The following is an 18,515-nucleotide window of genomic DNA, read 5'->3' on the forward strand; positions in this document are numbered from 1 at the left end:
GCATCTTCAACTGTGATTGACCTGTAACCGCCCCGCCTTTTGCCGCCACCGACGACTCTGTACCGTTGAAGGCAACCACAAGGAGACTTCGCTATGAGCAGCCAGAACAACTGGGACAACCCGGACATGTACTACCAGCAGCCCCAGTCGAACGCGGGCGGCTCGTACGGTGCCCAGTCGTACAGTCAGAACAGCGCCTACGCTGCCAATGCGCAGTACGCGGGCGGACCCGGCTACGTGTACCAGCAGCTGCCACCGACCAACGTGCTGGCCATTGTCGGCATGTGCGCCTCGATCTTCGGCGTCATCTCGTCCGTCTTCATCGGCGGCATCGCCGGCATCATCATGGGCCACATTGCCCGCAAGCAGATCCGCGAACGCGGTGAGCGCGGCGACGGCATGGCGATCGCTGCCCTCTGGGTCGGCTACATCGGAACCATCCTCTGGATCCTCTTCTGGGTCTTCATGATCCTTCTCTACGTCGGGATGTTCGCCGTGCTCTTCGCGGCTGAAAGCGCTTCGTGATCGAGGATTGCTTGAATCCGAACTCTGAGTTCACCACGGACGTGGATCCAGGCTCAGACGAGGGCCTCGCCGAGGCGGCCGGCCACGGAGCCGACGACAACCCCACCGAGGCGGCCGGCCACGGAGCCGACGACCACCCCACCGAGGCGGCCCCCTCCGGCGACATCGACCGGGCCGATGACGCGGGACTGAGTTCGGGTCCGAACCTCACCGGCGGTCGACTGATCCTGGTCGGAACTCCGATCGGCAACCTCGGCGATGCGAGCCCGCGGATGCGGGAGGCCATCGAAACTGCCGATGTCATCGCCGCCGAGGACACGCGCCGGTTCCTGTCGCTGGCGCAGCGGCTCGACCTCACACATACGAAGCGGGTCATCAGCGTCTTCGACCACAACGAGGGCCACCGTGCCCCCGAACTCGTCGACATCATCGACGCCGGTGAGACCGTTGTTCTGCTCTCGGACGCCGGAATGCCCGCCGTCTCCGACCCCGGCTACCGCGTGGTCAAGGCCTGCGCCGAGGCGGGACTTCCGATCACCTCGACACCGGGGCCGTCCGCGGTGCTCATGGCACTTGCGGTCTCCGGGCTGCCGAGCGATCGGTTCAGCTTCGAGGGGTTCCTGCCGCGCAAGTCCGGGCAGCGCAAGACCCTGCTGACCGAACTCAAAGCGGAGAAGCGGACGATGGTCTTCTTCGAAAGCCCGCACCGCATCGCCGATGCGATGGACGACTTCGCCGAGATCATCGGCGTCGACCGTCCGATGGCCATCAGCCGCGAGCTGACGAAGACCTACGAGGAGACCCTGCGCGGAACCGTCGGTTCACTGCGCGATCGGGCCGCCGAAGGACTGCGCGGGGAGCTGACCCTCGTGCTCGCCGGCGCCACCGAGGTCGAAACGGCTCCGGAGGACCACCTCGGCGAGGTCAGCGCACTGGTCGACTCCGGCGTACGTGCCAAGGATGCGGCCGGGCAGGTGGCGAAGAAGTTCGGCCTGTCGAAGCGCGACGTCTACGAGGCCTGGCTCCACCGCGAGTGACACGACTCGTGCGCAACTGGCTGTGGATAGCCGGCAGCCCAGTTTCGGGTGGATAGCCCAAGGCAGAAAGTGGGCTACTCACCTCAACCTGGGCCATCAGCGCGGTTGAGCTACTCCTCAAACGAGCCTGGTGCGAAAGGCACGATCTGCCGAAGCCGGTCGACGACTCGACTCGAGCGCTGAGGCCTGTTGATTGACTCCTTACTGAGGCGCTGTCGCCGTGTGGACCCCGGAGTTGATTCCACAGCCACAGGATCGAGCATTGCTGAATCAAAGTAGATTTCGGCAGTGTGCCGGCATGAAGAACAACGTCGTGTATTTCACGGACCTTCGCAATGCTGGAGCCTCAACGGCAGACATCCGCAACACTTTAGGCTGCTGTCTGCGGAAGCTCTCTCGTGGAGTCTATATGGTCGTCAGACGTTGTGAAGTCCGTGCTCACCGATACCTCGCTCCCTTCGCCACGGACTCGGCTTGGATGACGTATCACGAGGAAGGACGCGACAAGGAGCGGTCCCAGCAACGCAGATACGAGGCGAATCTGAAGCGTCTGCAGGTCCTCCACTATCCCCACTACCGCGCAGGAGACATCGTGTTCGGGATTTCGGCGGCCCGGCTGCACAGAATCGGTATGTTCGATGAGCCGGACGAACCAGTATCGGTGTTCCACCCCGTATCAAGCACCAAATCACCCGAGCTGATCAGGCGACGCAGAACAATCGCAGTTGAAGACGTCTCCGAGGTGGAAGGTCTTCGCGTCACTACTCCGGCTCGAACTGCCTTGGATCTGCGGGCCGAACTCGGCTGCGCTGCGGCGTTTGCCGCGATGGAGCAGGTGGTCAGATGGCATCTTCTCGGCGACGACGAGGATCTGATCTTCAGGCTCGGGTATCCGGCACATCTGCTGGACGAGGTTCCGGGTGCAGTCGCAGCTCTGTTCGCAGCGCCCATTGATCGCCTGGCGCGGGGCGCAAAGGTGGCCGCGAGACTGGTCTCACTCGCATCACCGTTGTCCGAAAGCTATGCGGAGAGCAGAGCCGCCTTCAATCTGCATCTTCTGGGTCTGCACGACTTCGTGCAGCAGGTGAATATTGCCGATGGCAGCCGACTTCTCACGAGACTCGACTTCCTGTTCCGTGACGATAGAGTCGCACTCTACGTCGATGGGACTCAGAAGTACGTTGATGGCGGCTTCGACGTCATGAACAAGGAGAGCCGACAGCACAATCGTCTGCTGGCGATGGGCTATAAGATCGTGCGCTTCAAATTCAATGAAGTTCTGGACCCGAAGACCTTCGGACAGAAGCTCTTCTTTCAGGCACCTGAACTACGTCGTCGATGTGGGAAACCGCTGGTTCTGTGAGCTGGTGTCCAGGTGCGAACTGTTTCAGCCCAGTCCGAGGTGAGCAGCCCATCTTCAAACGTGGGCTACTCACCGCAAATTGGGCTATTCACGAATCCTCGGCAAGTCCACCCTCACCAGCCCATGCGCGCCTGCCGCGCCGCGTCCCTTAGACTGAGTTCCCTATGGGTTACTACTTGACGACAGCGATTGCCTACCCCAACGGGGCCATTCACATCGGGCATGCCTATGAGTACATTGCGGCCGACACGATCGCCCGGTTCAAGCGACTGGACAATCACGAGGTCTTCTTCTGCACCGGCACGGACGAGCACGGACTGAAGATGCTGCAGGCGGCGAACAAGCTCGGCATCACCCCCAAAGAACTCGCTGACGACAACGCGAAGAACTTCCGCGACACCCAACTCGCCCTCGGCTCGACCTTCGACCGGTTCATCCGCACCACCGACGAAGACCACTACGCAGCCTCGCAGGCCATCTGGCGCAAGCTCGAAGAGGCCGGCGACATCTACCTCGACACGTACTCCGGCTGGTACTCCGTGCGCGATGAGGCCTTCTACACCGACGACGAGACCGAGGTCGTCGACGGCGTGCGCCTGTCCAAGGAGACCCGCACCGAGGTGACTTGGACGGAAGAGGAGTCCTACTTCTTCCGCCTCTCGAAGTACCAGGACAAGCTGCTCGAGCTGTACAAGAACCACCCCGAGTTCATCGGCCCTGACTCCCGCCGCAACGAGATCGCCTCGTTCGTCGCCTCCGGGCTCAAGGACCTCTCGGTCTCCCGCACGACCTTCGACTGGGGTGTGCCGGTGCCCGGCAACGACAAGCACGTGATGTACGTGTGGATCGACGCTCTGACGAACTACATCACCGCCGCCGGTTACCCCGACGACGAGGAGAAGTTCGCGAAGTGGTGGCCCGCGGACGTCCATATCATCGGCAAGGACATCATCCGCTTCCACTCGGTCTACTGGCCCGCATTCCTCATGAGTGCCGGTATCGAACTGCCCAAGCGCGTTCACGCCCACGGCTTCCTCTTCAACTCCGGAGAGAAGATGTCGAAGTCCGTCGGCAACGTCGTCGACCCACTCGACCTCGTCGACGCCTTCGGCCTGGACACTCTGCGCTTCTTCCTCTTCCGTGAGTTCTCCTACGGCCACGACGGCTCGTACACGAAGGACTCGATCATCACTCGGAAGAACTCCGACCTCGCCAACGAATACGGCAACCTCGCCCAGCGCTCGCTGTCGATGATCCAGAAGAACTGCGACGCCCAGGTCCCGCAGCCGGGCGAGCTCACCGAGGCGGACGAGAAACTCCTCGCCCTCGCCCGCGCCGTGCCCGACACCGCCCGGCGCCACGTCGACACCCAGGCCCTCCACCTCTACGTCGAAGCCTGCTGGAAGGTGCTGTCCGAGGCCAACCGCTACTTCTCCGCGCAGGAGCCGTGGAAGCTGAAGAAGACCGATCCCGATCGCATGGCCACCGTGCTGTGGGTGACGATCGAGGTCGTGCGCATCATCTCCATCCTCATCCAGCCGGTCATGCCCGAATCTGCGGGCAAGATCCTCGACCTCCTCGGTGTGCCCGCCGGCGCCGGTGAGGCCGGTGCGAAGGTCCTGCCGACCGCCGTCGATTCCGGGTCCGGCGCCGAGGCGATGGGAGCTGTATCCGCGAGTGCGGCCATCGGCGTCGCCGCTGGTGCCGCCTACGCGTCGGCCGCCTTGGCGCCGAATGTCGTCGAGGCCGCTGCCGATGGCATCGCCGCCGCCGAGGCGGATCCCCGGTCGTTCGCGGCCGTCGGGTTCCCGCTCGAACCGGGCACGCCCCTGCCGAAGCCCGAACCCGTGTTCCCGAAGTTCGTGGAGGAGACCGAATAATGGCCTCACGCGCCGCCGGAACCTATCCACCGGTGCCCGAACCGCTGCCTCACCCCATCGTCGACACCCACACCCACCTCGACATCTGCACGGGTGTGCGGCTGCCGCTGGGGTCTGGTGAACCCGAACCCGAGGTGACCCCGGACGCGGACGAAGAGTTCCCGTCGCTGGATTTCTTCCATGACACCGCCGCCGAGGCGGGGGTCCGTCGCATCGTCCAGATCGGCTGCGACCTTCCGGCCGCCCGGTGGACGACCGCGCTCGTCGCATCCCAGTACTCAGGTATTTCCGGGATCGATCCGATCAGCGATGCGGCATCATCGCTCGTAGCCGGCGAAGCAGCTGCACGCACCGTGCCGCCTCCTCCTTCCGGAGGGCGGACATGGATGATCGGCGGGGCCGCCCTCCACCCGAACGAAGCTCCGAGGCTGGCCGAGCGCGGCCTGCTCGGCGATGCTCTCACCGAGATCGAATCGCTCGTGAGCTCGCATGAGCGCATGCGCGTGGTGGGGGAGACCGGCCTCGACTACTTCCGCACGGCAGAAGAGGGAGTTGCCGAACAGCAGCGCTCCTTCCGAGCTCATATCGAGATCGCCAAGCGCACCGGACGTGCACTGCAGATACACGATCGGGAGGCACACGCCGATGTGCTGCGCATCCTCAAGGAGGAAGGCGCTCCCGAGGTCACGATCTTCCACTGCTACTCCGGCGACGAGGCGATGGCCCGCGAATGTGCGGCCGAAGGCTATTACATGTCCTTCGCCGGCAACCTCACGTTCAAAAACGCCGACGAGCTGCGGCGGGCCGCGGCTGCCGCTCCACTGGAGCTCCTGCTGACGGAGACCGACGCACCCTTCCTCACCCCTCACCCGCATCGCGGGAAGCCGGGAGGTCCTTACCTCACGGCGATCACGGCGCGGAAACTCGCCGAGGTGCGTGGGATGAGCGAAGAGGATCTGTGCGCGGCCGTGTGGAACAACGCGGAGCGGGCCCTCGGCAGCTGGGACTGAGCCGGGCCCAGCCCTTCGTTCTGTGAGCGAGATAACGGGACGCAGCGCCGCCTCGGCGGGGAGATATCACGAGCGGGAATGCCCTGGAAACACGGGGAACTCCAGGTCAGACACGCCCTCAGGAAACTCACACCGTTACATTTCCGTGATATTTTGCGAACCGTGTAACGAATCGGTTACAGTGAACAGGTCGATAAACTCTGCTCAGGGATATTTTTGTGATTGATTTTCTGAAGAACCGCAAGGTTCAGATCGCTGCACAGGCGGTCGTGATCACCGGACTCGTCGGTGGCACGGGCGCGGTTGTGACCATGAACAAGCCCGTGACCTTAGAGGTCAACGGACAGGCCGAAGAGATCCGAACCTTCGGTGGAACGGTCGGGGACATCCTCGACAGCCATGAAATCGATGTCGATAAGCGCGACCAGGTCAAGCCGGGTGTGGGCACCAAGGTCGACCGTGACATGACGATCACCGTCAACACGGCGAAGAAGGTTGCGCTGTCCGTCGATGGCAAAGAGACGAACGAATGGACCAACGCGAACACCGTGGGTCAGGCTCTGGCCGACCTGGGTGTCGACGCGAAGGGCGCCGACCTCAACGCGAAGGCCAGCCAGCGTTTGAAGGACAAGGGCAATGACATCGACGTGACCACGTCGAAGGATCTCACCGTGGTCGCCGACGGCAAGGACCATAAGGTCTCGGCCGCTGTGGGCACCGCCAAGGAAGCTCTCAAGGACACGGGCGTCAAGCTCGACAAAGACGACTTCCTGTCCGTACCGATGTCCGCCGAGGTCTCCGACGGCCAGGTGCTGACCGTCAACCGCGTGAAGAACGACACCGTCAAGGACAAGCAGGCCATCAAGGCCGAGGTCGAGACCAAGAAGTCCGACTCCCTCTACGAGGGTGAGACCAAGGTCGAGACCGAAGGCAAGGACGGCGAGAAGCAGGTCACCTACAAGGTCAAGACGATCAACGGCGAAGAGGTCAAGAAGGAGAAGAAGGACGAGAAAATCGTCTCCGAACCCAAGGCCAAGGTCGTCATTCAGGGCACCAAGAAGAAGGAAGAACCGGCGGACACCGGAGGCTCCGACTCGGGTGATTCCGGCGATTCCGGTTCGGGTGATTCCGGCGATTCCGGTTCGGGTGACTCCGGTGACTCGAGCACCGGCGGCGGATCCGGTTCCGGCGGCGGCGACATGAGCACCGCTGAGATCAAGGCGATGCTCGGTGGCCCCGGGTCCAAGTGGTACCAGGTCGCCAAGTGCGAGTCGGAATTCAACCCCCGTGCGGTCAACAAGTCGAACAACGCACACTTCGGTCTGTTCCAGTTCAAGCTCCAGACCTGGCAGTCCATGGGCGGCAGCGGCAACCCGGTTGACGCCAGCCCGCGGGAGCAGTTCGAGCGTGCCAAGAAGCTCCAGGCCGCAGCCGGCTGGGGACAGTGGGCCTGCGCCTGATCTGAGATCAGGTTCGCGGCAACCGACTGAGCGTCTGCAAAGGCAAAGAACTCTGGCCGCCATTGACAACAGATATCGACAACTGAGCTGAGGCGGTCAGCAAGGAGCGTGGGCCCCGAGGAGAGATCCTCGGGGCCCACGCTTTTCGGCACCGGCTCCACCTCCGCGCGGGGCCCAATCTGAACTTTCGCCCAGAGCATGACGAATTGCTGGCACTCAAGTTGACCGAGTGCTAAGAGCGTTCTAGAGTCAGAATTAGCACTAGCACTCATTGAGTGCCAGTTTCATGAGACGGTCGAATCGCTCGGCACCCGCGACGACGAGAGGTTCATGGCAGCAGCCGCCGTCTGACTCGATGAAATAGAACCCAGCGAAGGGAGAGGGCCCGATATGTCGGTCTCCATCAAGCCACTCGAAGATCGGATTGTCATCCGTCAGGTCGAAGCAGAACAGACTACCGCCAGTGGTCTGGTCATTCCCGAAACCGCCAAGGAAAAGCCTCAGGAAGGCGAAGTTGTCGCAGTGGGCCCGGGCCGCGTTGCTGACAACGGAAACCGCGTGCCGGTCGACGTCGCCGTCGGCGACAAGGTCATCTACTCCAAGTACGGAGGCACTGAAGTCAAGTACGCAGGCGAAGAGTTCCTCGTGCTCTCGGCTCGCGACGTGCTCGCCGTCATCGGCTGAATCCCCTGAACAACTACTTCACTGACAGGAGGACGAATGCCTAAATCATTGGAATTCAACGACGAAGCCCGTCGTGCGCTCGAAAAGGGCGTCAACACCCTGGCCGACACCGTCAAGGTGACGCTGGGACCTAAGGGCCGCAACGTCGTGCTCGACAAGAAGTGGGGCGCTCCCACGATCACGAACGACGGTGTGACCATCGCCCGTGAGGTCGAGGTCGACGACCCGTACGAGAACCTCGGCGCACAGCTGGCCAAGGAAGTCGCCACCAAGACCAACGACATCGCCGGTGACGGAACCACCACCGCGACCGTTCTCGCTCAGGCCTTCGTCAACGAAGGACTGCGCAACGTTGCCGCAGGTGCCGCACCCGGACAGCTCAAGCGCGGCATCGAGACCGCCGTCGAGGCCGTCTCGCAGCAGCTGGGCACGATCGCCCGCGACGTCGCCGACTCCTCGGAGATCGCACACGTCGCCGGTCTGTCGGCTCAGTCGCCTGAGATCGGCAAGCTCATCGCCGATGCGTTCGACAAGGTGGGCAAGGACGGCGTCATCACGATCGACGAGTCGCAGGCCGCGTCCGTCGAACTCGAGGTCACCGAAGGAATGCAGTTCGACAAGGGCTTCCTGTCGCCGCACTTCGTGACCGATGCCGATCGCCAGGAGGCTGTGCTCTCCGACGCTCTCATCCTCATCAACCAGGGCAAGATCTCCAACATCCAGGAGCTCCTGCCCGTCCTCGAGAAGGTGCAGCAGGCAGGCAAGCCGCTGTTCATCATCGCCGAGGACATCGAGGGTGAAGCTCTGTCGACCCTGGTCGTCAACAAGCTGCGCGGAATCATCAACGTCGCCGCTGTCAAGGCTCCCGGCTTCGGTGACCGTCGCAAGGCCATCCTCGAGGATCTCGCCGTCCTCACCGGTGGCCAGGTCGTGACCCCGGACATGGGCATGAAGCTCGACCAGGTCACGCTGGAAGAGCTCGGCAACGCCCGCACCATCACCGTCACCAAGGACAACACCACCATCATCGATGGTGCCGGTGCCGACGATGCTGTTGCCGGTCGTGTCGCTCAGATCCGCGCCGAGGTCGAGAACACCGATTCCGAATGGGACCGCGAGAAGCTGCAGGAGCGCTTGGCCAAGCTCTCCGGCGGAGTCGCCGTCATCAAGGTCGGCGCCGCCACCGAGGTGGAGCTCAAGGAGCGCAAGCACCGCGTCGAAGACGCCGTGTCCGCTACTCGAGCCGCCATCGAAGAGGGCGTCGTCGCCGGCGGTGGATCGGCTCTGATCCACGCTGCGAAGGTCCTCGACGGCAACGACCTCGGACTGTCCGGTGACGCGCTCACCGGTGCCGAGATCGTCAAGCGCGGAGTCGTCCAGCCGCTGCGCTGGATCGCCGCCAACGCGGGCCAGGACGGCTACGTCGTCGTCGCCAAGGTCCAGGACCTCGAGTCCGGCCAGGGCTACAACGCCGCCATCGACGAATACGGCGACCTCATCGGCGCCGGAATCATCGACCCCGTCAAGGTCACACGCTCGGCGCTGCGCAACGCCGCTTCGATCGCCGCCCTGGTTCTCACCACCGAGACCCTGGTCGTCGAGAAGAAGGAAGACGAGGACGAGGACTGAGCCATCCGCTCGGACTGACTCATCTCTGACCACGACAGTGGCCCGGAACATCACGTTCCGGGCCACTGTCGCATTCACCGTCACCGAGGCGGCCGTGCCCTGTTCTCCTACCTGCACGGTTCTTGGCTGTCCGTGCTCACCGAGGCAGTCTTCCGACCAGATGTGTGTTCACCCGCCCGTCTTGCCACATTCACGTTCCGGAAGCTCGTCGAGACTAGTGTGTCGCGAAGGTTTCCGGCACGGGACCTGTCATCAGATCCAAGGGAGACATGAAACGCATAACGATGATCGGCGACGTCGGTTGGAGTCGGTTCTACCACCTCGGCGATGAAGCCATGACCGAACTGGCTATCGATGCGCTCCGTGCCCGTACGGACATCTCCATCACTCTCATTGCTGGTGAACCTCAACACGCCGCCGAGATGTACGGAGTCGATGCTGTTTCCCGGATCGGATTCAAGCGGGACCGTGAGCCGAATGTCGTCCGCATGGAGAAGATCCTTGAACATGTAGAGAGCAACGGGACTCAAAGCGCTCTCAGAGCAAACGACCCGGCCTTGAAAGTGATCGACACTGTCCGTGCTTCTGATGCTGTTCTCATCGCAGGAGGCGGAAACCTCAATTCGATGTTCGCTCACCATATCTATGAACGTGTGACCCTTGGGCGGATCGCAAAAGCGCTGGGGAAGCCCTACGCTCTGACAAGCCAGACTCTGGGCCCACTGATCTATGACGAGGACCGTAAGCTCGTCTATGAGTTCCTGGCTGATGCCGAATTCGTCGGCAGCAGGGAAAGCTATACGACAACGTTCGCGAAACAAGTCGGCGGCAAACGCGCAGTTGTGCGCCGACAGGTCGACGACGCGTTTTCGCTCGAAGCACACGATGTCAACCGTGACGCTGTCGAGGATCTGACGAGGGAACGGTTCATCCTGGCCAGCTTCGCTGAGAAGGCATCGTCTCCAGTGCTCTCCGACGGGGCCTATCACGCCCATCTCGTCGAGATCACCCGCCGCCTCGCCGACGAAACCGGATTGAACATCCTCTTGGTTCCTCACGGCGGCGGGCTGCCTCCGGCGACACCGACCAGAGACCAGCTGACCAACGAGCAGATCGCAGCCGAGGTCGGACGGGAGACCGTCACATCCACGAGGATGCTCACCGCCCGCGAACTCATCGCATTGACTGAAAGTGCAGAGTTCGTCATCGGCACTCGCTATCACGCTGGGATTTTCGCCGGCGCAGCCGCGGTGCCTTTCATTTCTCTCGTGCCCAATCTCTACTCATCTATCCGGATGCGCGGGGCCGCCGAGAATGTCGGGATGGAGCAATTCGTCCTCCCCGTCGAGTCGGTCGACGATATTGTGGCGACCGGAATCGGTGTGGCTCAGAACCGGGACACCCTCGTTTCAGCGCTGCGGGACAGTGCGACTCACCGTCGCGCGGAGCACAAGGAATGGTGGGACTTCGTTGTCGCGCACACCGTCGGTGATGGTTCCGGTGAGAAACCGAACGTTTCATCAGTGCCGGCGCCGGGATTCTTCCATGCCGACGAGGTGGACAACCCGTTTGACTCCGCTCCCGCCGGTAATCGTGCGCGGCTTTCAGCAATTGAAGAATTCGGTTTGCTGCTGGCCAAACGCGACCGCCAGTTGGCTATGGCGCGAAAGCAGGCAAAAGACGCAGCTGCGGCCCTGGAAATCAGCAACGCCAGGCACGAGCGGCAGGACAGCATGCTCGCGGTGAAGGCGGCCAGAAAGATACGCGGCTGGCAGCGGAAGCTCAAGCGACAGGTCCGACGCGGCACGAAAACTGTCGGCAAGCACTTCATCGAGTCGGCGCAGCGCCGCAACGAGGTGGCGCCGGCGCAGCTCCGCCGGCAGGGCTGAGCGCGCCTTGGGCGTTCAGAACTCCAAGTTCGGCACACCCTGCTCTGGAATGCACACCGAAGAACCTGGTCATTTCAGAGACGGGTGTAGAAAAAACCTGATGCCACTGACCTAGTCGAGGTTGCGCACTTTTTGTCGTCTAGGACGCGCTCGGACGTGGGGCTATGCGTAGCCGGTCTGTTCAGGCGCGGTCGCTCACGAGCTGGGTGCGCAGTCGGGCGAGGTCGGCACGAATCATGTCGGCGTCCCGGTTGAACTCGGCGTCGGTGACACCGGGCAGACGGAGCAGAGTGAAGACCACCTCGGTGCCGGCATCATTGGCCAGCGCCCGCAGGGGGTGTGCACGATCGTGCCGTCGGGGAAGATCACGTCGTGATCGAGGATGCCCAGATCCGTGTGCGGGCCGAAGCGGACTTCGACCTCACCCGTCAGAGAGTCGGTAATCCAGCGGCCGCCCGCCTCGCGGATTCCATTGCTCAGTCCCGCGGCCCAGGCCGGAAGGTTCGCGGGATCGCCGGCGAAGGCGGCCACTTCGGCGGGGGAGGCGTCGGTGGACCTCGATAGGTGGAGAGCTGGATTCGTCATCTCCCAAGTGGACCACAAGAGAAGCCGTGCGGCCAGAGCACCCGCTGTACACAGCTCGCTCACACCTACTGGCCAGTCGCTTTTCATGTTTCCGAGCGCTGATCCTCGTTAGTCTGGAAATGACAGCTTGCACCGACGCATGAGGAATCTATGACCACCGGCCCGACGATGCCCATCGCCCGACTCTGCGACGTTTCGAAGGTCTTCGATCCGAAAGGGGCCGCGGTCACGGCTCTCAGCGGGGTCAGCCTCGACATCGCACCGGCCGAACTGACCGCGGTGATGGGGCCTTCGGGCTCGGGGAAGTCAACACTCATGCACGTCCTCGCCGGACTCGATCGTCCCACCTCGGGCTCAGTCCACCTCGGCGAACAGGAGATCACGAAGCTGCGCGACGACGACCTCACCGCCCTGCGCCGCCGCCGGATCGGTTTCGTCTTCCAAGCGTTCAACCTCGTGCCCACGCTCACCGTCAAAGAGAACATCCGCCTGCCCTTCGAACTCGACGACCGTCGGCCCAATGCCGACGAACGCGCCTGGATCTCCACGGTCGTCCACCGCCTGGGGCTGGAAGACCGCCTCAAACACCGACCCAACGAGCTCTCCGGCGGCCAGCAGCAGCGCACCGCCATCGCCCGGGCGCTCGCAACTCGCCCCGATATCCTTTTCGCCGACGAACCGACCGGCAACCTCGATGCGAAGTCCGGTCGCGAAGTCATGGCGATCATGGTCGAGGCCGTCCGCGACTTCGGCCAATCCATCGTGCTCGTCACCCACGACCCGACCGTCGCCGCCCACGCCGACCGCGTGATCTTCATCGCCGACGGCATCCCCGTGACGGAACTGAACGACACCATCACCGCCGAAGCGATCGCCTCGACCATGCTCGACATCGACGAACGCGCCGAATCCGCGGTGAGCCGATGAACCCGCTGCGCGAAATCCGAACCAACCCGCGGCAGTTCTTCCCCAGCGTCCTCGTCGTCTTCATCGCCGCCCTCTTCGGCACCGCGATCATGCAGGGCATCGCGATACTGACCGCGTGGCTGTCGTCTGAGAAGATCATCGCCGAGTCCGAGACCGCGCAGAACTTCCTGTCGATGATCGGTGTCACCTTCTTCCTCATCGCTCTCTTCGTCTCCACGATCGTCATTGCGAACACGTTCTCGATCATCATCGCCGGTCGGAGCCGCCAGTTGGCTCTGCTGCGCCTCATCGGGGCGTCGTCGAAACGACTGCGCAGGGCCGCCTCGGTGGAGGGCCTGATCATCTCCGTCCCTGCGGCGGTGCTCGCCTTCGCGGCGTCGACCGGGCTGGCGAAAGCGGCCCAGAATTATCTGGGCAGCGCCATCACCGAGGAGGTCGCCCTCCTCACCCCGACCATGGCCGTTCCCGCGCTCGCCACAATCATCGTGACTTGGGCTTCGGCGTACCTGGGTGCGCGCCGCATCACCGGGATCTCACCGATCGAGGCGACCTCGCAGGCGGTGGAGCTCCGGCCCGAGGATGCCCGGGCCTCACTCGGCGGACTCACCGCCTCGCTGATTCTGCTGTCCATGGGGCTGACGTTCCTCGTCAATTCCGTGATCGGGGCCGCCGATCATCGGATCAGCGTGATCAGCGTGGTGCTCACCGCATTCGGCTCGAGCCTGACATTCATCGGCGTCATCATCGGCCACCCGTGGATACTGCCGCCCCTGCAGGCGGCGATGGGCTGGCTGTGCGGGCGCACCGCGGTGTCCCGATTGGCCGCATCGACGATCGCCCGCCATCCCACCCGGAACGCACGCACGGTCATCGGACTCGTCATCGGCATCACGCTCATCGTCATGTTCGCCACCGCCATGACGACCTTCCGCGATCAGCTGCTGCGGTATGCCAGGTCGCTCGGCGAGGAAGGGTGGGGCGGCCTCGAGGACGCGCTGGCCACCGTCATCGACAAGTCGATGCTGTTCGCGTTGGCCCTCATCCTCTTCTCCGTGATCATCGCCGTCATCGGCGTCGCGAACACCCTCATGCTCTCCGTGCGTCAGCGCACTCAGGAGATCGGGCTGCTCATGGCGCTCGGCCAGACCCCGAAGCGCGTGCGTCGCATGATCACGGCCGAAGGCCTGCAGCTGAGCCTGACCGCCTGCGCGGTCGCCGTCCCGCTGGGCATCGGCTTCGGCTGGGTCGGCGCACTGACCCTGCTCTCGCCCCTGCTCGGCCTCTTCGGGCCGAGCGTGCCGTGGACGGTCGTCATCGCAGTCATCGTCGGCACCCTCATCGCCGTGTTCATCGCCAGCCGCGAACCCGCCCGCGCGGCCACCTCGATCAGCCCCGTCGAGGCGCTCGAAGCTGTGTGAGGGGCGGGTCGCGGGATGGCTCCGTAACCTGGCGGATCGCCTCGCCGAGGCGGGGCCGGAGGGGTGCCGCTCAGCCGGCAGCCACCTCGCTGCGCAGCTTGTGCTTGAGCAGCTTGCCTGAGGGGTTGCGCGGCAGTTCATCGACGGTCAGTACTTCGCGCGGCAGCTTGTAGCGGGCGAGCTTGTCGGCCAGGTGGTCGCGCAGCTCTTCGACACCGAAGTCCTCACCATCGGTGGTCGTGATGAAGGCGACGACCTGCTCGCCCCACTGCGGATCCGGCTTCGCCACCACCGCGACGTCGGCGACCCGTTCGTGGGTGATGATAGCCTCCTCGACCTCAAGGGAGAATACATTCTCGCCGCCGACGATGATGACGTCCTTCGAGCGGTCGACGATATAGAGATACCCGTCCTCGTCGAGCCGGGCGAGATCACCGGTCTTGTACCACTCGCCCTCGAAGGCCGCCTCGGTGGCTTGGGGATTGCCGAGGTATTCGCGCATCCGGGTGTCACCGGCAAACCAGATCTCGCCGGTCTCCCCGGGACCTGCCTCGGCACCGTCGGCCGTGACCACGCGCATGGCGTTGCCGACCATGGCATGCCTGCCGACGGACCCGGCCTTGCGGAGCTGGTCCTCAGGTCCGAGAAGACATCCGGTCGGCCCCATCTCGGACATGCCGAAGAGGTTGTAGAACTGGTTCGTCCCGTAGGCCTCGACGAGCATGGCCGCCGTCGAACGGTCGATCGGAGCGCCGCCGTAGTTCCACCGGCGAATGGACGAGAAGTCATAGTCGGAGAAATCGAAGCCGAGCTTCTTCGCGGTCATGATCGGCGCCACATAGGCGACAGTGGGTCCGAAGAACGTCGTGATCTGTTCCGCCGCGATGACCTGCATCGACTCCACCGGGTGATAAGCCCGCTGGAGGACGACCGTTCCACCCATCTGGATCGTCGGGATGAGAGCGATATTCAGCGGCGCCGAATGCCAGATCGGCATGCAGATGAGGTACCGGTCGTCGTCGCGGTAATCCATGTTGAGGTTGATGAGAGTGCCGACTTGGAAGATATTGCGGTGCGAATGCACGCATCCCTTCGGTGAGCTCGTCGTGCCGGAGGTGTAGAGGATCTGCGCGACCTGTTCATCGGTGAAGTCCCCGGGGTCGGCCTCGGTCGCGGCATCGAGCTGGACATCGAAGCTGCCCGGGGCGCTGGGTTCTGTCTCCAGCCAGGTGATGTCCGGTGCCCCGGCCCGCGCGACTTCGGCGAGCTCGGTGCTGACGATGCCGAGCTTCGCTCCCGAATGCTCGATCGTGTACTTGACCTCTGGGGGCTGGAACTTGTGATTGACCGGTACGACGGTCGCACCGAGGTACCACGCGCCGAAAGCTGCGAAGACGAACCCCGGGACATTCACCGTCATGATGCCCACGGCGTCGCCGGGCCGGATTCCGTTGTCGCTGAGCACCTGCGCCGCCTTGAGCGCCCGGTGGCGCAGCTCGACGTAGGTGAAGCGCTGATCCTCATAGGCCAGGGCCTCCTTGTCGGGGTTCCGCAGGACGGTGGTGTCGAGCATGGTTCCGAGCTTCATTGCTTCTCCTTGTGACGAGTGTCATACTGAAAACAATTGAACCACGATTCATTTCTTTGTGGAAGCGAGCCCTTCGACGATCCGAGGTGAGGATGGCGTATCGCGCAACCCAGCGCACTCGGGCCAATGCCGAGGCGCGTCGGGCCGGCATCGAACGCGCCACTCGCCATGTCATTGCCCGCGGAGGATTCGCCTCGGCGAGTGTGGCCGCGGTTGCCGTCGAGGCCGATTGCAGTGCCGGGTCGATCTACACGTACTTCAGCAGCCGAGACGAGCTGCTGCGGCTGGTCTTCGCGCAGGCGGCAGGCCACGAGCTGGAGGTCATCGCCGGTACCGTCGCCGAGGCGGCCACGGCCTCGCAGATCGCCGAATCGACTGTCGAAGTCTTCGTCCGCCGTGCTGTGGCCGGTCGCCGGCTCGCCCACGCGCTGCTGCTCGAAGAGGTTCCCGAACCGGTTCAGAGTGAGCGACTGCGGCTGCGCCGCGGATATGCCGCCGCCATCGGGGCAGCCCTGGACCGGGTGGGCGGCACGCAGATCCCCGCCGAGGTGGTCGCCCGTTCGATCGTCGGAAGCGTCGGAGAGAACCTCGTCGACATCCTCGACCCGGCGGCCCCGAATCCGAGCCCGACGGAGATCGAGACTCTCATCAGGGCACTGACCACGTTCACCCGATCCGCTCTAGGAGAAACATGACCACCACGCCCGACACCACCGCGAACACTGCAGTCACACGTTCCGCAGAACCCACGTCGGAACCCTCCACCCCACGGACGACGCATACCGTGTTCAACCAAGCGCCGCCTCGGCGAGATATCAACGAGTTCTCGCTGAATACGGCCCTGAAAGACGCGCTCGCCCACTATTCGCCGGGTGCCTCGCACGATGAGCTCGAGCGCATCGGGGCGCTCGTCGGCAGCGCCGATTTCATCAACGACGCACGCTTGGTCAACGTTCACGGGCCGGTGCTGCGGACCCACGACGACTGGGGCAATCGCGTCGACGAGATCGAATTCCACCCGGCTTACCACCGGATCATCGGCGATGCACTCGACGCGGAGGCGCACTCGTATGCCTGGACTCATCCCGGGCCGGGAGCCAACGTCGAGCGTGCCGCGCGGTTCATGCTCTTCTCCCAGATCGAACCCGGCCATGCCTGCCCCGTGTCGATGACGCACGCGGTCGTGCCGTCCCTGCGCGTCGACTCCGCTCTCGCCGATTTCTGGGTGCCGCGTGCCACCGCAGCCGGGTACGATCCGCGGAGGGTCGACCCGGCGACGAAGTCCGCAGCGACGTTCGGTATGGCCATGACGGAGAAACAGGGCGGATCGGACATCCGGGCGAACACCACCACTGCGGTCCCGTCCGGCGACCACTACCTCATCACCGGCCACAAGTGGTTCTGTTCGGCTCCGCAGTCGGACGCATTCCTCGTCATCGCCCAACTCGATGAGGGGCCGAGCTGCTTCGTCGTGCCCCGTGTGCTGCCCGGCGGTGGCCTCAACTCGGTGCGCATCCAGCGGCTCAAGGACAAGCTGGGGAACAGATCCAACGCCTCGTCTGAAGTCGAGTTCGACGCCACCCAGGGGTGGCTGCTCGGGCAGGCCGGCAAGGGGGTGCGCACGATCATCGAAATGGTGGCCCAGACTCGACTCGACTGCGTCCTCGGTTCGACGGCGGGGATGCGCCAGTGCGTCGCCGAGGCGGTCTGGCACGCCCGTGGGCGCGCGGCCTTCGGCGCCAAGCTCATCGACCAGCCGCTCATGCGCGCCGTCATCGCCGACCTCCAACTGGAGGCGGAGGCAGCCACCTTCACCGCGCTGCACCTAGCCGCGGCCTATGATGACGACAGCGCCGAGGCGGCCGACTTCCGCCGCCTGGCGACGGCCGTCGGCAAGTATTGGATCTGTAAACGCGGCCCCGAGCATGCCTACGAGTCGCTCGAATGCCTCGGCGGCAACGGCTACACAGAGTCCTTCCCGTTGGCCCGCCGCTACCGGGAGCAGCCGGTGATGGCGGTGTGGGAAGGCTCAGGCAACGTCATTGTCCTCGACGTGCTGCGCGCCTTGGCTCGCGAGCCGCGCAGTGCGAAGACGTTCCTCGGCTTCCTCGAGACCGGTTTGGGCAAACACGCTGATTTCGACGCGGCTTACGAGTCGCTGGCCCGGTCATTGCAGGACGCGGCGCAGGATCTGGGCTCCGGGGATGCGGCAGCACAGGCGTCGCTGCAGGCCGGAGGCCGAGCTCTCGTGGAGAAGATGGCGCTGCTCATGCAGGCGGCGATCCTGTTCGAATCCGCCCCGGACGAGGTGGCGGCCAGTTTTGCCGCGGCCCGACTCGGTGCCGACCGGGGCCGCGAATACGGCGCCCTGCCGGACGGAGTCGACGTCGACTTCCTCGTCGCCCGGGCGTGAGAGTCGGCGGTAACATCGGCGAACAGCCCAGTTTGAGTTGAATAGCACAGTTTCTAACATGGGCTATTCAACGCGAACTGGGCTGCAGAGGGTGCGGGACTCAAGCG

15 protein-coding genes are annotated in these 18,515 nt (G+C 63.9%); 14 read left to right on the forward strand and 1 reads right to left on the reverse strand.

Features of this window, described 5'->3' with window-relative positions; translation table 11 throughout:
* Positions 1 to 93 precede the first annotated feature (93 nt).
* The 12 genes from HK353_RS01935 (at position 94) to HK353_RS01990 (ending at position 14,407) form a co-directional block, all read left to right on the forward strand.
* Complete coding sequence (locus HK353_RS01935) at positions 94 to 525, forward strand: DUF4190 domain-containing protein (RefSeq protein WP_173151714.1); 432 nt, start codon at positions 94 to 96, stop codon at positions 523 to 525.
* 164 nt (positions 526 to 689) lie between these two features.
* On the forward strand, positions 690 to 1,562 hold the full coding sequence (rsmI, locus tag HK353_RS01940) for a 16S rRNA (cytidine(1402)-2'-O)-methyltransferase (protein ID WP_173152107.1): 873 nt from the start codon (positions 690 to 692) through the stop codon (positions 1,560 to 1,562).
* A 298-nt stretch (positions 1,563 to 1,860) separates the two neighbouring features.
* A complete protein-coding gene (locus HK353_RS01945) occupies positions 1,861 to 2,925 on the forward strand; it encodes a hypothetical protein (RefSeq protein WP_173151716.1) in 1,065 nt (354 codons plus the stop codon).
* A 164-nt stretch (positions 2,926 to 3,089) separates the two neighbouring features.
* Positions 3,090 to 4,805 (forward strand): methionine--tRNA ligase, encoded by a 1,716-nt coding sequence (gene metG, locus HK353_RS01950; protein ID WP_173151718.1) that lies wholly within the window; start codon positions 3,090 to 3,092, stop codon positions 4,803 to 4,805.
* Positions 4,805 to 5,815 (forward strand): TatD family hydrolase, encoded by a 1,011-nt coding sequence (locus tag HK353_RS01955; RefSeq protein ID WP_173151720.1) that lies wholly within the window; start codon positions 4,805 to 4,807, stop codon positions 5,813 to 5,815. Before metG ends, HK353_RS01955 begins: the two co-directional genes overlap by 1 nt.
* Before the next feature lie 218 nt (positions 5,816 to 6,033).
* Positions 6,034 to 7,275: a ubiquitin-like domain-containing protein gene (locus tag HK353_RS01960; protein ID WP_173151724.1), complete on the forward strand. Its 1,242-nt coding sequence runs from the start codon at positions 6,034 to 6,036 to the stop codon at positions 7,273 to 7,275.
* A 390-nt stretch (positions 7,276 to 7,665) separates the two neighbouring features.
* On the forward strand, positions 7,666 to 7,959 hold the full coding sequence (groES, locus tag HK353_RS01965; RefSeq protein ID WP_039209993.1) for a co-chaperone GroES: 294 nt from the start codon (positions 7,666 to 7,668) through the stop codon (positions 7,957 to 7,959).
* 36 nt (positions 7,960 to 7,995) lie between these two features.
* Complete coding sequence (gene groL / locus HK353_RS01970) at positions 7,996 to 9,588, forward strand: chaperonin GroEL (protein WP_173151726.1); 1,593 nt, start codon at positions 7,996 to 7,998, stop codon at positions 9,586 to 9,588.
* 284 nt (positions 9,589 to 9,872) lie between these two features.
* Positions 9,873 to 11,477, forward strand: a complete 1,605-nt coding sequence (locus HK353_RS01975) for a polysaccharide pyruvyl transferase family protein (RefSeq protein ID WP_173151728.1) — start codon at positions 9,873 to 9,875, stop codon at positions 11,475 to 11,477.
* A gap of 372 nt (positions 11,478 to 11,849) precedes the next feature.
* Positions 11,850 to 12,041, forward strand: a complete 192-nt coding sequence (locus tag HK353_RS16890) for a hypothetical protein (protein WP_245395709.1) — start codon at positions 11,850 to 11,852, stop codon at positions 12,039 to 12,041.
* Positions 12,042 to 12,212: 171 nt separating this feature from the next.
* Positions 12,213 to 12,989 (forward strand): ABC transporter ATP-binding protein, encoded by a 777-nt coding sequence (locus HK353_RS01985; RefSeq protein WP_173151730.1) that lies wholly within the window; start codon positions 12,213 to 12,215, stop codon positions 12,987 to 12,989.
* Entirely contained in the window at positions 12,986 to 14,407 is a 1,422-nt protein-coding gene (locus HK353_RS01990) for an FtsX-like permease family protein (RefSeq protein WP_173151732.1), read from the forward strand. The genes HK353_RS01985 and HK353_RS01990 overlap by 4 nt, the downstream gene beginning before the upstream one ends.
* A 70-nt stretch (positions 14,408 to 14,477) precedes the next feature.
* Here HK353_RS01990 and HK353_RS01995 read toward each other — a convergent pair whose 3' ends face one another.
* Positions 14,478 to 15,995, reverse strand: a complete 1,518-nt coding sequence (locus tag HK353_RS01995; protein WP_173151734.1) for a class I adenylate-forming enzyme family protein — start codon at positions 15,993 to 15,995, stop codon at positions 14,478 to 14,480.
* A 92-nt stretch (positions 15,996 to 16,087) separates the two neighbouring features.
* Here HK353_RS01995 and HK353_RS02000 point away from each other — a divergent pair, with 92 nt between their 5' ends.
* Positions 16,088 to 16,690: a TetR family transcriptional regulator gene (locus HK353_RS02000; RefSeq protein WP_173151736.1), complete on the forward strand. Its 603-nt coding sequence runs from the start codon at positions 16,088 to 16,090 to the stop codon at positions 16,688 to 16,690.
* The gene (locus HK353_RS02005) at positions 16,687 to 18,408 is read left to right on the forward strand and encodes an acyl-CoA dehydrogenase family protein (protein WP_173151738.1); all 1,722 of its coding nucleotides are present in this window, start codon (positions 16,687 to 16,689) and stop codon (positions 18,406 to 18,408) included. Before HK353_RS02000 ends, HK353_RS02005 begins: the two co-directional genes overlap by 4 nt.
* Positions 18,409 to 18,515 lie beyond the last annotated feature (107 nt).

Origin of the sequence: Brevibacterium permense (assembly GCF_013280495.1) — a bacterium.
GTDB lineage: Bacteria > Actinomycetota > Actinomycetes > Actinomycetales > Brevibacteriaceae > Brevibacterium > Brevibacterium permense.

What these genes read in the sequence shown, in the direction of transcription:
- HK353_RS01990 (WP_173151732.1), top strand. Translation starts at nt 12,986, where the DNA reads ATGAACCCGCTGCGCGAAATCCGAACCAACCCGCGGCAGTTCTTCCCC.
- HK353_RS01935 (WP_173151714.1), top strand. Translation starts at nt 94, where the DNA reads ATGAGCAGCCAGAACAACTGGGACAACCCGGACATGTACTACCAGCAG.
- HK353_RS01945 (WP_173151716.1), top strand. Translation starts at nt 1,861, where the DNA reads ATGAAGAACAACGTCGTGTATTTCACGGACCTTCGCAATGCTGGAGCC.
- groES (WP_039209993.1), top strand. Translation starts at nt 7,666, where the DNA reads ATGTCGGTCTCCATCAAGCCACTCGAAGATCGGATTGTCATCCGTCAG.
- metG (WP_173151718.1), top strand. Translation starts at nt 3,090, where the DNA reads ATGGGTTACTACTTGACGACAGCGATTGCCTACCCCAACGGGGCCATT.
- HK353_RS02000 (WP_173151736.1), top strand. Translation starts at nt 16,088, where the DNA reads ATGGCGTATCGCGCAACCCAGCGCACTCGGGCCAATGCCGAGGCGCGT.
- HK353_RS01955 (WP_173151720.1), top strand. Translation starts at nt 4,805, where the DNA reads ATGGCCTCACGCGCCGCCGGAACCTATCCACCGGTGCCCGAACCGCTG.
- HK353_RS01975 (WP_173151728.1), top strand. Translation starts at nt 9,873, where the DNA reads ATGATCGGCGACGTCGGTTGGAGTCGGTTCTACCACCTCGGCGATGAA.
- HK353_RS01985 (WP_173151730.1), top strand. Translation starts at nt 12,213, where the DNA reads ATGACCACCGGCCCGACGATGCCCATCGCCCGACTCTGCGACGTTTCG.
- HK353_RS02005 (WP_173151738.1), top strand. Translation starts at nt 16,687, where the DNA reads ATGACCACCACGCCCGACACCACCGCGAACACTGCAGTCACACGTTCC.
- groL (WP_173151726.1), top strand. Translation starts at nt 7,996, where the DNA reads ATGCCTAAATCATTGGAATTCAACGACGAAGCCCGTCGTGCGCTCGAA.
- HK353_RS01995 (WP_173151734.1), bottom strand. Translation starts at nt 15,995, where the DNA reads ATGAAGCTCGGAACCATGCTCGACACCACCGTCCTGCGGAACCCCGAC.